11 protein-coding genes are annotated in these 15,377 nt (G+C 38.2%); 1 reads left to right on the top strand and 10 read right to left on the bottom strand.

The genetic code is table 11. The features are described 5' to 3' along the window. The first annotated feature begins 133 nt into the window (after positions 1-133). Positions 134-649, top strand: coding sequence for a hypothetical protein (locus ACT5E3_RS01085; RefSeq protein ID WP_444996476.1), 516 nt, complete (start codon positions 134-136; stop codon positions 647-649). A 206-nt stretch (positions 650-855) separates the two neighbouring features. Here the strand turns inward: ACT5E3_RS01085 and uvrD are convergent, their stop codons facing one another. The 10 genes from uvrD to ACT5E3_RS01035 form a co-directional block, all read right to left on the bottom strand. After that, positions 856-3,018, bottom strand: a complete 2,163-nt coding sequence (uvrD, locus tag ACT5E3_RS01080) for a DNA helicase II (protein ID WP_444996475.1) — start codon at positions 3,016-3,018, stop codon at positions 856-858. Positions 3,019-3,422: 404 nt separating this feature from the next. Beyond that, positions 3,423-4,694, bottom strand: a complete 1,272-nt coding sequence (locus ACT5E3_RS01075) for a DUF1302 family protein (protein ID WP_444996474.1) — start codon at positions 4,692-4,694, stop codon at positions 3,423-3,425. Position 4,695: 1 nt separating this feature from the next. Then, positions 4,696-7,890, bottom strand: coding sequence for an outer membrane lipoprotein-sorting protein (locus ACT5E3_RS01070; protein WP_444996473.1), 3,195 nt, complete (start codon positions 7,888-7,890; stop codon positions 4,696-4,698). A 32-nt stretch (positions 7,891-7,922) separates the two neighbouring features. Further along, positions 7,923-9,176 (bottom strand): cation:proton antiporter, encoded by a 1,254-nt coding sequence (locus ACT5E3_RS01065; protein ID WP_444996472.1) that lies wholly within the window; start codon positions 9,174-9,176, stop codon positions 7,923-7,925. 71 nt (positions 9,177-9,247) lie between these two features. Next, entirely contained in the window at positions 9,248-10,024 is a 777-nt protein-coding gene (locus tag ACT5E3_RS01060; protein ID WP_444996471.1) for an enoyl-CoA hydratase/isomerase, read from the bottom strand. Further along, positions 10,024-11,283 carry a hydroxymethylglutaryl-CoA synthase family protein gene (locus ACT5E3_RS01055; RefSeq protein ID WP_444996470.1) on the bottom strand — a complete coding sequence of 420 codons (1,260 nt, stop codon included), beginning with the start codon at positions 11,281-11,283 and terminating at the stop codon, positions 10,024-10,026. Before ACT5E3_RS01055 ends, ACT5E3_RS01060 begins: the two co-directional genes overlap by 1 nt. 19 nt (positions 11,284-11,302) lie before the next feature. Then, positions 11,303-12,706, bottom strand: coding sequence for a PfaD family polyunsaturated fatty acid/polyketide biosynthesis protein (locus tag ACT5E3_RS01050; RefSeq protein WP_444996469.1), 1,404 nt, complete (start codon positions 12,704-12,706; stop codon positions 11,303-11,305). Positions 12,707-12,881: 175 nt separating this feature from the next. Continuing rightward, positions 12,882-13,865, bottom strand: coding sequence for an acyltransferase domain-containing protein (locus ACT5E3_RS01045; RefSeq protein WP_444996468.1), 984 nt, complete (start codon positions 13,863-13,865; stop codon positions 12,882-12,884). A 66-nt stretch (positions 13,866-13,931) separates the two neighbouring features. After that, a complete protein-coding gene (locus ACT5E3_RS01040; RefSeq protein WP_444996467.1) occupies positions 13,932-14,843 on the bottom strand; it encodes an alpha/beta fold hydrolase in 912 nt (303 codons plus the stop codon). Then, entirely contained in the window at positions 14,840-15,364 is a 525-nt protein-coding gene (locus ACT5E3_RS01035) for a hypothetical protein (protein ID WP_444996466.1), read from the bottom strand. Before ACT5E3_RS01035 ends, ACT5E3_RS01040 begins: the two co-directional genes overlap by 4 nt. Positions 15,365-15,377: the final 13 nt, after the last annotated feature.

Raw genomic sequence — 15,377 nt, 5'->3', positions numbered from 1 at the left:
GAAATATAATTCCAAAAGTATTCGACATTTAATGGGTAAGGAAAATTCAAAGTTAGTGTTATGATAAATAAAAACATAAAACAAACTATCATTATTCTCAATTAAACAGAGAAGCTATTTTAAGGAAAAATCAATGTATATAGTGATAAGACTTTTGCTAGTTGCTACACTCACTTCAATTATTAGTAGTTGTAGTAAAAATTACCAACTCGTGAAAAATGAGGTATCAACAACTTTAAAATTAGTTGCTCCCAAAGAAAAAGCATTAAAACAAATATTGATGGTAGAAGCCTATCACACGATGACCTGCTTTTATGATAGAACTCTTAATCATCATCATCCAGACTACCAAGGCAGGCTTTTATACGCAGAAAACATAGAAGGTACAGGTATTACCGAAAGCGTAAAAATTAAAGCCAACTCACCTTTAACTATTACCGCCACCCTTTCAAGTATTTTTGGTGATAAAAACAGTGATATATGCTACTTCCAACCGACTTCTTTCATCCCGAGTGGAGATAAAAATTATGAGATATTTTTTTCACCCTTTTGTGAAATAATGCTCTTTGAAGCGGATAATGCTCAATCTCACCTAATACCTATCGACACCAATACAACAAATAACTCTTGCCTACCAGTACAGCCATAAACAGCTCAGTATCGCACCAACTATTATTAACAATTTTTTACATTTAGTTGAAGAATAAAGTGAAACTTTTAATTACTTAAAGCGTCTTATTAAAAGACGCAACGAGCGTCTCCCGCACCCCCTCCTAATACTTGCGGGAATTGACTCTAGTTTCCCCAAGCTAGATCAATATCAGCCTCAAAGATTTCTTTGGGGCTTTTTTTATTTTAACCTGGTGTCAACCGTGCATATGCCAAAACCAGCCACTTTGTACCAACTGTATCAAAGTTAACTTGAACTCGAGCCTGATCACCATCTCCTTCAAAGTTTAAAATAACACCGCTTCCAAATTTTGGATGTTCAACCGTTTGACCCAAGTTAAAACCATTAGCATCCTCACTAGCAGATGATTCTATTGTGCTGGAAAAAGCAGGTTGACTAACTTGTGAATTAAGCCTGACATCATGCTTTAATTCAGTTGGAATTTCTCGAATAAAACGAGAAACGGCTGGATAGGTATCTTTTCCCCAGAGACGCCGTTTTTCAGCGTACAACAAGTATAATTTTTTCATTGCGCGAGTGATTCCAACGTAGGCCAACCGTCTTTCTTCTTCGAGCTTTTCAGGCTCATCCATTGACATCATATGCGGAAACAACTTCTCTTCCATACCCGCGATAAATACCATTGGAAATTCTAACCCTTTAGCCGAATGCAGGGTCATCATTTGAACGCAATCTTCATATTGATCGGCTTGAGTATCACCCGCTTCTAATGATGCATGGGCTAAAAATGCTGTCATTGGTGACAGATCGGGATAATCATCTACATCAAACTCACGTGCTGCACCAGCTAACTCAGCTAAGTTTTCCTTACGAGCTAATGCTTTTTCACCTTTCTCTTTAGCGTACATTTCCATTAAATTACTCGACTCAATAGTCAGTTGGATTTGTTCTGACAAGGGAAGCTCATGAAATTCTTCAAACCCGAGTTTGATTAAATTAAGAAAAGTCGCCAAAGAAGCGCAAGCTTTGGCTGATATTGCATTTTGTTCAACTACTTTCCAGGCGGCATCCCATAAAGGAGATTGATCTGCTCTTGCCTGCTCCCTAATTCTTTCAACTGATTTTTGTCCTAATCCACGCGGAGGCGTATTAACAACCCGCTCAAATGCGGCATCATCTTGATGGTTATACATTAAGCGAAGATAAGCCAATGTGTCCTTAACCTCTGCTCGCTCGAAAAACTTAAAGCCGCCATATATACGATAAGGGATTTGTCTTTGCAGTAGAAACTCTTCTAATACCCTCGATTGAGCATTAGAACGATATAAAATAGCACAATCATTATAAGCATTTCCCTGCTGATACCAATCACTAATTCTCGCCGCAATAAACCTTGCCTCTTCCTGCTCATTAAATGCAGCATATAGAGAAATAGGTTCACCATCACTACCATCAGTCCATAAATTTTTTCCCATACGCTCGCGATTATTGGCAATCACGGCATTAGCTGCTTTTAAAATTGTGCCTGTTGAGCGGTAATTTTGTTCTAAACGAATCGTTTTAACATCATTAAACTCATGCTCAAAACGTCTAATATTCTCTATTTGTGCGCCACGCCAGCCATAAATCGACTGATCGTCATCACCAACAATACTAATAGCACAATTTTTTGCAGAAATCAGACGTAACCAAGCATATTGAATTCCATTTGTATCTTGAAACTCATCAACCAACAAATGCTGAAACCGATCTTGATAATGCTCACGGAGATGTTGGTTATCTCTTAGTAATTCATAGGCTTTTAGCAGCAATTCAGCAAAATCAACTAAGCCTCCGATCTTACAGGCCTCTTGATACTGATAGTAAATTTTAGTGTGAATATTGGTAAATAGATCACCATTATGCTGAATATCCGCAGGTCTACGTCCTTCATCTTTTTGCTTATTAATAAACCATTGAGCCTGCTTAGGCGGCCACTCTGTCTCATCCAATGACATCTCTTTTACTACACGCTTAATAACCCGTAGCTGATCATCAGAATCTAAAATTTGAAAAGTATCGGGTAACCCAGCATCTCTTGCATGGGCTCTAAGCAAACGATGGGCCAAACCATGAAAAGTACCAATCCACATGCTAGACGCAGAATGCTTAAGTAAGTTTTCTACTCGCGACTTCATTTCATGAGCAGCTTTATTGGTAAAAGTAACCGCAATAATGGCATAAGGAGACACCCCCTCAGTTGCAATTATCCAAGCGATTCGATGAACTAAAACTCTGGTCTTTCCAGAACCTGCTCCCGCTAAAACTAATAAAGCTTTATTCGGTGCAGTAACCGCTTCACGCTGTGCTTTGTTCAAGCCATCTAAAATTGGAGTAACATCCATCATTTAAACCTTTTTCAATCATAGTGATGGACAAAATAGCATTGAGTATTGCTTTAAGCTCATTACACTGATTCATTATTTCTTTATTCATATCTATTTTTTAAACAATTACCCTAATGCGATAATCATTTAGACTATTATCTACACATAATCATGTAATAAATAATAGAAACGGGTAACTTAATAGATATATATTGTGATGTCGATAATTTTCGTAAAGTCTTTATACCAGAAAACGAATAAAGACCAATGAAATCACAAGAAGGAAGGAAAAAAAGAAGGGGGAAATTAACTAGTTAACATTCCGTTTATTTGACACTCTTGGCTTACTCTCACTAAGAAGGTAAACCAAAGTCAGTATTGTTCCTATAATCCCTACATCATCAAAGACTTAATGAAAAAGAAAATTAGAAACTGTATTTTACTTCAACAAAAGCCAATGAGTTATCACGCAAATAACCATAATAACTATCATCAGGCCCGCGCAACCAGTCAGCGCCGACCACACCACTAAAATGATCGGTAAAGCGATATTTAACTTTAGCTCGCAGTACATAATCTTCACGCGGCCAACGATATACTGCAGATAATTCAGCTTGCAGCGCTGTATCTAACCATCTGTCACTAATTCTAACAGTCAAACCGTGCGTGTCTTGATCTAACTGCTTGGCAACAATAGCGCCCTGCTTGGCCACTAACTGCTCTATTGGATGAGTTAAATTTGTCGGCGATTGATAATCAAATACATGGTGAGTAAATAACTGCAAATTAATATTTAAATACTCATAAAACGTTCTGTCTATTCCCAACACCAACTCAGCATATCGATTCATCACAAAAGGAATGTCTCCATTATCATCTGAAGTGTGAGCATAAGCCATTTCTGCACGTAGACCATAATTGCCCGCCGTAGTTGCAATATCAGCCCCTAATAAGCGCAGTGGTAAATAACGCATAGAAACCAATGCCTGCTGCCCTTCTAACGCTTCTAAACCAATATCAGCAGTGACATTAAATCCATCAAAATAAGAAACAGACCAATCAATAGAACCACCCGACCGATCAAGTTTCATTGCCCAAGAACGTTGACTCTTTACCTCATGCTGTTTAATAGTTACCTGAGAATGCTCCTTCAAGGGAACTTCATTAGGTTTAAACTCTGGCAACCATAGGGCTGTTAAAGAAAGCTCATCAAAATAATAAACAGACTTTATCATAAAGGTCCCCAAGCGCTGTTCAGTATCCTCTGAAGCTAATAGCGTGTAATCTCTTGGGCTAATTTTATCAGTAGGATTAAGTTTATCTGCTCTTCCCCATACTTCTATCTGACGACCGATACTAATATCTAGAAAATCAAAAGAAGACTCAATATAAAACTCATTAATTCTAAACTGTGCACTATCATCGTTTAAAGAATCCGTATCGAGGCGGGCTTCAAATTTACCCACTCCCCAATCACCTATTTCTGGTTCCGCAGAAAATAAAAGCGAACCACTCCCTAAATTATTTTCATCATCCAAATCCCTGGTACTATTCCAATAACCTAAACGGGCATTACCAGACTGGTTAAGCCAAGATTGCTCACCAGTCTCTATATCTGAAAATCCCATTAAATCATCGGCACCAGCATAAACTCCCCAAAATGTAGCAAATACAGCACAGGCACACCGCAACAACATATTAACGCCCTTTTTCTAAATACCGAGTTGAAAAGAATTTATCTGCAATATTTTGATTAGCAGAATAATCGGCATACTCAATGGTCGTACTATGACCTGTTTGAACATTACGCGCTTCTTGTTTCATTGGTTGCCACTTATTACGTTCAGCATCAACCTGTTTGATATTAGAGTAACGTGTCGTTTTTAGAAGTTGCCCTGACAGGTCATAATACTCTCCTTTAACTTGAGCAAAATTATTTTTCCTAATCCAACTTAAACGTTTTGAATAACCAGATTCTGATTTAATTTGATCGGTTCCGGGTAAACTTTCAATAACCCAAACGGCTTCACCATCAACATTATCTTGCCTGACAATTTTGTGTCTCCAATCTTCAACTTTATGCCCGAGTATGTCGCCATAAGAAAAATCAGTCCCTGCAAAACTGTTCTTTTTATTACCAGAAACTAGCCGGCGAACTTTTTTCAATGCAGGCAGATAAATCCACATATCATCATCGCCTTCGCTATTTTCAATTAACAGAGTCGCTGTATTTTTAATATCTGCCGGCGCAGTAAAACGAGTCATGCGCTTATTATCGATACTGCCTTCTTTTAACTTAGTTGCCCCAAAAGACTGACGAACGCGTTTGCTACCACTTTTATTCACTAAAGTGAAGGTCACATTAAACTTCGAATCAGGCACTCTAGAAACACTATAGTTTTTAGTCATGATTTGTTTGGCATCTATTTGTTTGGCATCTAAATTATTTGCAGTTACATTGTGAGAAATACTACTAAGAGTCAATCCACCCAGTAGCATAAACGGTATAACAAAACCTGTTGAACGACCTAAAGTTTGTGTTGTTTGTTGTTTATCATTTGCCGATGAAGCAAATACAAACTTAGGGCGGAATTGTAAAATTAAAGCGGGTATCAATGCTAAAGCGGCAAATACACTGGTAATCATGGAGGTTGCAATTAAAATACCTAACCAGACATGAATATAAAATCCTTTTGATAAAAGCAGTACGCTATAGCCTGCAGCCACCGCAGAAGCAACAAACAAACTCGCCTTTCCAGCGGTTGCATAAACTTTACGTACAGCAGCCTCTTCACAACCACCATAAGCAATCTCTTCACGCATCCGATAGATCAGATAAATGGCATAATCAGCACCAATACCAATCGCCATTGCCGAACTAAGAGAGTTGGGTATATTCAATAAAATTCCGCCCCACCCTAACATCACACCAAAATTAACTAATACAGCAAGTAATAAAGGTAGCAAAACTAAGGCGCCAGCAAACAATGAGCGGAACATAATAGAAACCACTATCATAATTACAACACCTAGCTGTAGAATATTAAGCGCTTTATCGCGCACCATGGTTTCATTTAAAGCTGATGCACCAGGCACACTCCCACCAATTTTAAATTCAACCGTATCAGGAAATTCAGCTTTAGCAAAAGCTAACAATTTTGGAACCAGTTCACTTAAATAAGCAGTGCTTCCTGTTTTAAGAAAAACATTTATTTGTGCAATTTGATAATCATAATCAACATAACTATCAAAATCACTTGGCTCACCAGAAAGGGAATATAAAAATAAATATTGTGAAATCAATTCCTGATTATCAGGAATAACATCAAACGCAGGCGCATCTTCATTCATTGCCATATTCATTCTACGAACAAAATCAGCTAGTGATAATGTTTTGCCAACACTTGACTGTTGCTCCAAAAATCTCTGCGTCGCATCCATTGCTTTTAACACTTGAGGATCTTTAATAGTGTCAGGTTGCTTGCCTTCAACCAAAAAGTATAAACGTTCAGTGCCTCCTAAACGGGTATTCAATGCAGCATCATCTTTAACAAATTGCCAGTCATCGGTAAACATTGACTTCGCAGAATTATCAACTTGAACTTGATTAAAACCAAACAATGCAAATATTGAAAATGCAGCGACAACCCAGTAGATATTGCGTCGTTTAGGCCCTATAACCCAACCAGCAATGGTGTCACAAATACGATCCCAGATCGTGATTTTATTTTCATGCTGAAATTCTTTTTCACCAGGAGGTGGCAACATACTGCGTAGTGCGGGGGTAAAAGTTAACTCAATCACTAGTGCGCTCAGAATACCGACACCAGCTAAAAAACCAAAAGTTTTAACCACTAAAATTTCAAAAACCATTAAGGAGAAAAATGCGGTTGCAGCGACACCACCAGCAGCCAACATAACGGGAGAGATTTTAGTGATTGACTGAATGACCGCTTCTTTATTAGCTTCCTTTGGACTCAAGGTTGATGATTCTCGCAATCGATGATATTCCTCATAATATCGTTTGAGTAATTGCACCGCGTGTCCTGCAGCAACAGCAAGAATTAAAATAGGTGTCGTTGCATTAAACACATCGAGTGGAACACCCGATATTCCCATAATACCAACTGCCCAAATGATCGCCAGTAATGCAGTAGCCAAAGGTAAAATTAACCCCTGAATTGTACGAAACGCCTCTAGATGAATAAGCGCTAAGATAAAGATAGCAATGGGTGTCAAATAAACCATACGCTTAGAAAAAGCTTCTATTTTAGCTAAATATGAAGGGTTACCACTCAAATAAATTTCTACATCTTCACCACGCTCTTTTTCAATAATAGGCATCACTGAATTAATAATTCCACCAAAACCCTCATCTCCTTTTTTAAACTCAGCAATAATCGCTGTGGTTTTAAAATCTTCAGAGATGATGGCATTAAAATAAGTTGGATTTCTAAGTAATGATTGTTTCAACTCATCCATTTGCGCCGCTGTTTTGGGTACGCTATCCATAATTGGATTTGCCTGCATTCCTTCAACAGTTCCCTTAATATCTTTTGCTCTTCTAGCCGATAGTGAAAGTAAATTTTCTTTTACCACTCCCGGATTTAACTTTAATGCATCTGTAATTCGTTTAACTCTAGCTAAAACTTCAGGCTGAAAAACATCGCCAGATTTTGGTTCTATACCGATTACAACCACAAACCGTGAACCAAACAATTCTTCTGATAAATTGCTACCTTCCACATACGGATGTGCCTGAGGCAGCATACGATCGGTATCAATGACAAGCTGTAAATTTTTTGCCTGGATAATCAGCAAAACAGTAATCGAAGCAGTTATCGCTAGTACTAACCAACTGTTTTTTACGATCCATTTTATGTAGTGTTGCATGTATATCTCCAAATGAAATGCAAATTTTTATGTTATGAACTAACCGCTGGTTTAGTCGGTAATTTAATCGAACCAGACTTTTCATCAGCCGTTTTTTTGTCGCCAGATTTCATCCGTTGAAGTATGGGTGATGCCATTGGAATAGCCAGCATGGTACTCACAACAGCCATTAACAATAATGCTGTAAAAGTACCGCTGGTAATAATGGCCTTGTCGAGTAGAATATTGGCAAAAATAATCATAATTAAAGCTTTTGTTTGCAACAACCAACCAATAATTGATGCTTCCTTTTTGCTCCATCCCAAAATTTTTCCGGCTATTTTAACGCCTAATAACTTACCGCCAACAGAGGCAATTAATAAAACTGCAGCAGCAATAAATACCGAGTAAGCACCAATTTCCCAGGTTGTTCGCAATCCTGTACTTAGAAAGAAAACCGGCATCAATACCAACAATACATTATTTCTAAGCGTATCCATCTGTTTACCATCAAACCAGCTTGCATCAAGAACCACGCCAGCTAAAAATGCACCGACCATAAAATGCAAACCCGAAACATCTGCTGCTAAAGAGCAACCTAATAACCAAATCAAACTCACATACCAGCGATCTTTTTCATTAAGTCGGGGAATAATTTTTCTAAACAGCCAAGAGGCCGATATAAATCCAAGTAAGAACAAACCTTGTAGTTGGATCCTTTGCCAATCCATTAGTATCAGTGCTAGTACTCCCCAAATGGCAATGTCGTCAAGGCTAGCGTATCGCAAAATTCGCTGCCCCAAATCCTGTCGCAAAATATCTAACTTTTCTAAAAATAACAGCAAGATTGGTAAAGCGGTCACAGCACAAGACATACCAACACCAACAATAAACTGCCAGGTCATTGCTTTTTCACCCATCCAACCTTCTTGCCAAAATAACAAACCGATGGCAGCAACAACACCAATCATCATTGGAGTACCAAGCGCTAAACCAGCACAGGTTAAAGATTCATGACGGTTTTTCCAGGTCGCATGCAAGTCGAGTTCAATACCCGCAATCCAAACAAATAACATAATGGCCCAAGAGGCAATCGCATTTAATGCCACAACCACATCTGAATGAAAAATAAATTTAAACTCTTCTGGGTAAACAGCCCCCAAAACGCCAGGCCCAAGCAAGATGCCAGCAACGATTTGTACAACAACTAACGGTGCATAAGATTCTGTATTACCTAAACGCCAAATCAGGTAGGGCACGGTGTATATGATCAACATAGCGATCAAGAACAACATGGTGACGTCCATTACAACTCCACAATTATTTATTTAATGATTGATTCAAATAGGAAAAACTAACTCATTGAGTCAGGAAGTTTTTAATCGTTTTGCCAAGGAAAAAGACCAGTATTGATATAGCGTTCTATTTTGCTCTGGTTTTCTTGGTCACTAAATACCGCAACATTACCAGCAATTGCTTTTGCTTTGGATTGGTACAAAACATCATCTAACTCGTGCAAATAACTTTTATATCGAGCAATACCGTTTTTTGGTAATAATCTCAAACGCAGTAAATGCTTACGTAACAAGTCATCAACATTACTGTCTAATGCATCAACTAATCCCCACTCAAAAGCCTGCTTTGCATTGATTGGTTGAGTCATTAAAGTGAGATAATTAGATTTAGATAATCCAATCTTACGAATTAAAAATGGCATTACACAAGCCGGCATTAATCCAAATAATAATTCAGAAAGGCTAAAAGTTGCATTCTCTTGGCACAACACTAAATCACATGCCGCAACAAAACCAACACCACCGGCATTAGTTTTACCGCTAACCTGAGCAATGCTAATAAATGCTCCCGTTGCCAGTTTTAACCATAGATTGTATAAAGCATTTGCATTTTTCTCGACAGTCTCTTCTTCAGAGAAGCTTGTTTGTTGCGCTTTAAAATCAGCACCAAAACAAAATACTTCGGGCATGCCCGACAAAACAACAATCTTCGCTGACGCTTCGCACTCATCAAGTATTTGATGAAGCTCATTAATGAGTTGATCATCGATTGCATTATTATTTTCTGGGCGATAAATCTGCACATAACAAATCTCACTAGCCCAACGAACTTTAATAGCTTCAAATATTGCTACAGGCATTATGACACCCATTCATATTCCCGATGATACTCGTTAATTCTTTTTAAAAACGCTGTCGGGTAGGGATGAGCACCTCTAGCTTGATGAATAAAACTTGTATCTATATCAAGATTACGAGTACCAAAACGAATCTGATTATTGTTGAGTAATAGTTCATCATACTCATCAACCGATAATTGGTAACGCCGGTCTAACTGTGCATCAACTTTTAATTCACGTAATAAGTCTTGACTCTGTTGAGTAGCCACACCACTAAAAAATTCTGAACAACAACCAGAACCATACGAGAAACAACCAATTCTTTGCGGTTTAGAAAAATCGCCATTATCAATAATACTATAAAGAGAAAACATTGCTGTTGCTCCCATCGTATTACCTACTCGCTGACAATACTTTAATCCTTGAGTCACTCTGCTTTCAAAATCACTTTCGATTTCAGGCGCCTTCGCTTTAAATAATTTACGCATCATATTTCTATGCGCACCTTTTACCATACCACCAAATGGTGTGTGATATGAAAGGTATTGAAAAGTTTTTGCATAATCAGCTTCCGGCACTCTCTTTTGATATTCCAGATAAGAGTTAAGACAACAATCTAAATATGACAACAATGATAACTCTGCATCTCCTGTTTCTCCGTCTGGAGCAGGACGACAAGTATCCATTACCTCATAGCCATAATAACCATTAGCACCAACATCAATTTGAAAAACTTTAGGATTATCGCTCACTAACATAGCAACCGCACCAGCACCACCACTTGGTTCTGCAAATGACCAATCATGCTCATCAATGGCTTTACCCTCTTCTGCAATATAGCGAGCAATATCAGTAGCAATCACCAAGGCTTTTGCACCAGGAGATGTTTGTGAAATAATAAAGTTAATTGCCATCTGTAACCCTGCAACACCAGAGTAACAAGCATTTTTTAGTTCGAATAAGCGACAATTACGATTTAACCCAAGCAAATGATGACAATAAGTACTTAAAGATTTACCAAAATCAAAACCAGACTCAGTACAAGTAATGATCATTTCAATCCGATCTTTTTCTTCTTCACTCAGCGCATCAATAATTGGTTTAGCTGCGTTAACAGCAAAAGTGACTGGATCCTCATAAGGTAGCGCGACGGTTTTTTCAACCATCAATAAATTGTTAAACCTGGCAGTATCAAGGTTTCTATGTTCTGCTAGCTTTTGAACATCCAGGCAAGCGGTGCCGGAGAAAAGATGCATAGCTTCGATTCCAACTTGAATCATGGTAGTTTCCTGTTAATAATTAATTAGATGAAAAAATTTCGTTTAGTTTAGATATCAATACACCAGCACCTTGCTCCATTAGTGTAATACCAATTTGATCAACATGACGATTACGCCAATCTTGTAATTCTGTTCCTTTTACCCATTGATTAAACGCGCCCAGAGCAGGCCCGGTGTGTACTTGAAAGTTGACCAAATGATTAGTATCACCAGCAAAAGCAAGGCGCGCAGAATAACCAAAGTACCAGCGAAAAACTAAAGCCATCTTATGCTTAGGGTTCTTTTGCGCGCGCGCAATTTCTTTATGATTATTCTTTTGTTCTAAACGCTCAACCAAAGACTGCCAAATTTGCTCAATAGTTTGACCAAAATACTTTTCTTCTAGCTGCTTACGAACATTCTCGGGTATTTCATCAAGTGAATTGTATTGACTATATAATGCAAATAAACGATTAGCTCGTGCAGGAAAAAAAAGTCCTTTTTTGAGTACCTGAACTTTAGCACCAAACTCAAACATATCACCTGCAGGCGCATAAGCCGTGTCATTAATATTAATTTCCTGCAACAAATCTTTAACCACATCATTAGCTCCAGATTCAACAGTGCACTGGTTAATCGATCCTGTCAAAATAAAATCAGCATTCATACTAAAAGCAACCGCAACTGATTGAGGTGTTCCTATCCCTCCAGCCAGACCAATACGCAACTTTTCTGGTTTAATACCAAGTTGTTGACGCAAACTTTGAATAGCAGGCAATAAAACCATTGCGACGCCTTGGTCAGTATGACCACCGGAGTCTGCCTCAACGCAGATATCATCTGCCATTAAAATGGATTGGCTCCACTCAGCTTGTTCGTTAGTGATCTTTTTATCAGCTAGCAATTTATCAACCAGCCGCTGAGGTGGGGGACTCATAAATCCTCTAGCCACTTCAACATGAGATAGCTTACCAATAATTTTATTTTTACATGAGATTGAACCATCAGCTTCTTGTTGCAAACCTTGCAAACGGTAGTAAACAAGCGCAGGGGTGATCTGCATAAATGCCGAAGCTTCAATCACTGAAACATGTTTTTTAAGATATAATTCTATCGTTTGCATTTCTTTTTGCGGATCGGTTGCATGAGCAATCAAATTTAATCCCCAAGGTTGTGTCGCACTTAATTGAGACTCTATTGCATCAATATCAGCTTCAATCTCTTCAAGCGACATGCCTCCGGTTCCTAAAAAGCCCATCATTCCAGCTTTTCCCATACTGATCACCATTTCTTTAGAGGCAAGTCCACGATACATAGCGCCAGCAAGATAAGCATATTTCAAACCATAATCATTTTTGAATCCGGTATTACCTAATTTTTGTGCCGCTTCAGACAACTCCTTATCCATTCGAATCGTGACAGGATCTAATGCTATTTTTGTCATATTGATTTACCTATGAAAATAAACTCAAATTAGTATTTTGCTCAACCAAGAGCTTTTTTGAATAAACGTTTCAATAAATTGTGAACGCTATAGAAAATTTTATATATATAAAAATCTATATGTATAAAGGGTATAACGATTTATCAGATGATATTGAGCTACACTTTTTTAATTCTTAAGGACAAACAAATAACTGTTCACCAACTTCAATAATTTTTTCAAATCGAGATAAGTCTTCACCCATAGGAGACAGCACCCCTAAGCTTTGCCAATTTACTCCGCCACGTCCTGACTGTTTGCACCAGTTAGCTAAAGTGCCGCCAGGACCAACATCAATTAATAAGTGAGGTTCATCACAAGACAACTGAGCTAATTGCTCAGAAAACTCTATCGGTTGCCTTACGACATGCCACAAAGCCGCGGCATAGTTACCACCATTTTGTCCAGGTTGAGGCAATACTTTCACACGTCCTTTACAAGCAATCTCATCGGCATAAAAACTCAGCCAATGCTCAGCCATAGGTTCAACTAACGGACTATGGAATGGCACTCGAACAGGTAATACTTGATGAGCAACCCCCAAATCAGTTAACTCACGATCAATAGCGGGTATATTTTGTCGCTCACCAGCCAACACAAAAGCACCTTCAAATCCAACGCCAGCCAAATAAGATTGTGAATTAAGCAGCGCGTTTTCGGTGTATAAATGTCTGGAAGCAATAACCGCCATAAGAAAGCCATCAACGACATTTTGTGTTGCCCACTGTGCCTGATTAAAAACCATATCTAATGCACGATAGATTGTTATTTTTCCAGCAAAAGCATGAGCCGCATACTCACCAAGACTAGAACCAATCAGTAGCTCAGGCACTAATCCGTTTTGCTCAATTAAGCAGGCGATGGAATATTCAATCATTACAATCAGCGGATGACTATATTGAATATTATCTAGAGGCGTTGATAATGTTTTACTACCATACAATTCTGCTAATAATGAATAACCATACTGATCATAAAAATACTGATCGAGTTGGTCCATTTGCTGAGCAAAAGATGGCTGACTTTCATATAATTGCCGCCCCATTTGATAATATTGCGATCCTTGCCCAGGAAAAAGAAAAACAATTTTCGATTCTGGATCCACATTCATACTGTTCATTATACATCCGATTTTTTAATAAACGCTAAAACTTAAAGTGAGGTAATTATGATCGTTATTAGACGGCTATAACTTCATGAAGTCGACGACTTTATCAGTAACGGCTTCATCTCGTAAAATTTTAAAGTGTCCTAGCTGAGCAGTCGAATATAGTTCAGCATCGGGATCTCCAAGCAACATTTCTTCTGTTCTAAAATAAGGTATATGTCTATCATCGCGACAGTGAATAAATAATCGCTGTGGTTTTTGATCTACCGCATGCCTCGGCAAACAATAAGCAAACGATTGTTGTTCAAATGGCATGTCACCAATCACTTCAAACAAATTCGCTAATCGACCAAATAATCGCCTTGGAACCCAAAAATAATCCATAAAAGTCTGCAAAGTTACTTTGGCATCTGGAAAAGCAGCCATGTAAACACATTTTTTTAAGTTACGCCCCGAGGATTCATCTAACTGTGCAATCAAGGCAGCGTAAGTACCAGCCGAATGACTCACAATGCCATGCACTTCGCCTAACTGTCGCAATATTGCTTTCAGATGTCTTACAGGCTGATCAGAAAAAGCAATACCATCGGGTGAATTTCCATGATTGGCTGCATCGAAGGCTACAACTCTAAAACCATTTTCCACTAGCTTAGGGATCATCGCACGATAATTAGCTGCATTACCCAATAGCCCATGCACCATTAATATAGTTGGTCCTTCACCAAAAATATATCCTTGCAAATCAATATCGCCACAATCAAAAGTCTGTCGCTTAGCGGTATTTAAAAATTCGATTTCTTTTGCTTTAAGTGGTTTACGTGGCATTGCTTGCAATAACTTTTCGAAATTATTGGTTGCTAATTTCGGAGCTAAGTAACCACTGACATAAAAAAACAAACGCAAGGGTAACAAGATTGGCTTTGGTATTTTAGCAACAACCTCAGGCTTAAAATTTTGTCTTGTATCCGACAATTGAGTTGGCTGATTCACTGCTGTGCCTTTTGTTTAATCAGTTTAAGAATTTCTTTTCGAATCAGCCCGCTGAAAAATCGGATAACAATCCAATAAAACGTATACTGAAAAGTTCTTTTTAAGCCAATGCATTGAACTCGTGTTTCAGTACTCACCTTTACCTGACAATCATTCAACTGATAATACTGAAAACTAAAAACAACTTTAAGGCTAGCTCCTGAAGGATTATCAACAAACTGTTGATAACTAGTCACAGGTAAAATTTTATCTGCTTTTAAAAAGCCATATAGTTGTTCTCTTGGTGGATCTTGCTCAATATCAGTAAAGTTCATCGCCTTAATAAATTCAGGCGCGTTAAGATTCTCTGTCGGCAAACCTCTCAACTTTAGCAACCGCGGAATAAACATTGACTTAGACATATCAACATTTCTACCAATGTCATACACGGCTTCTATTGATGGATTATCAACTATAATATCGTGATATTCACTAAAGGTATAACTAGGCAAATACTTTTCCAACAAGCTCTGTTCTTGCATGTCCCCCCCACAA

The organism is Aliikangiella litoralis (assembly GCF_052495765.1).
This window is presented reverse-complemented; position numbering and strand designations above follow the sequence as displayed.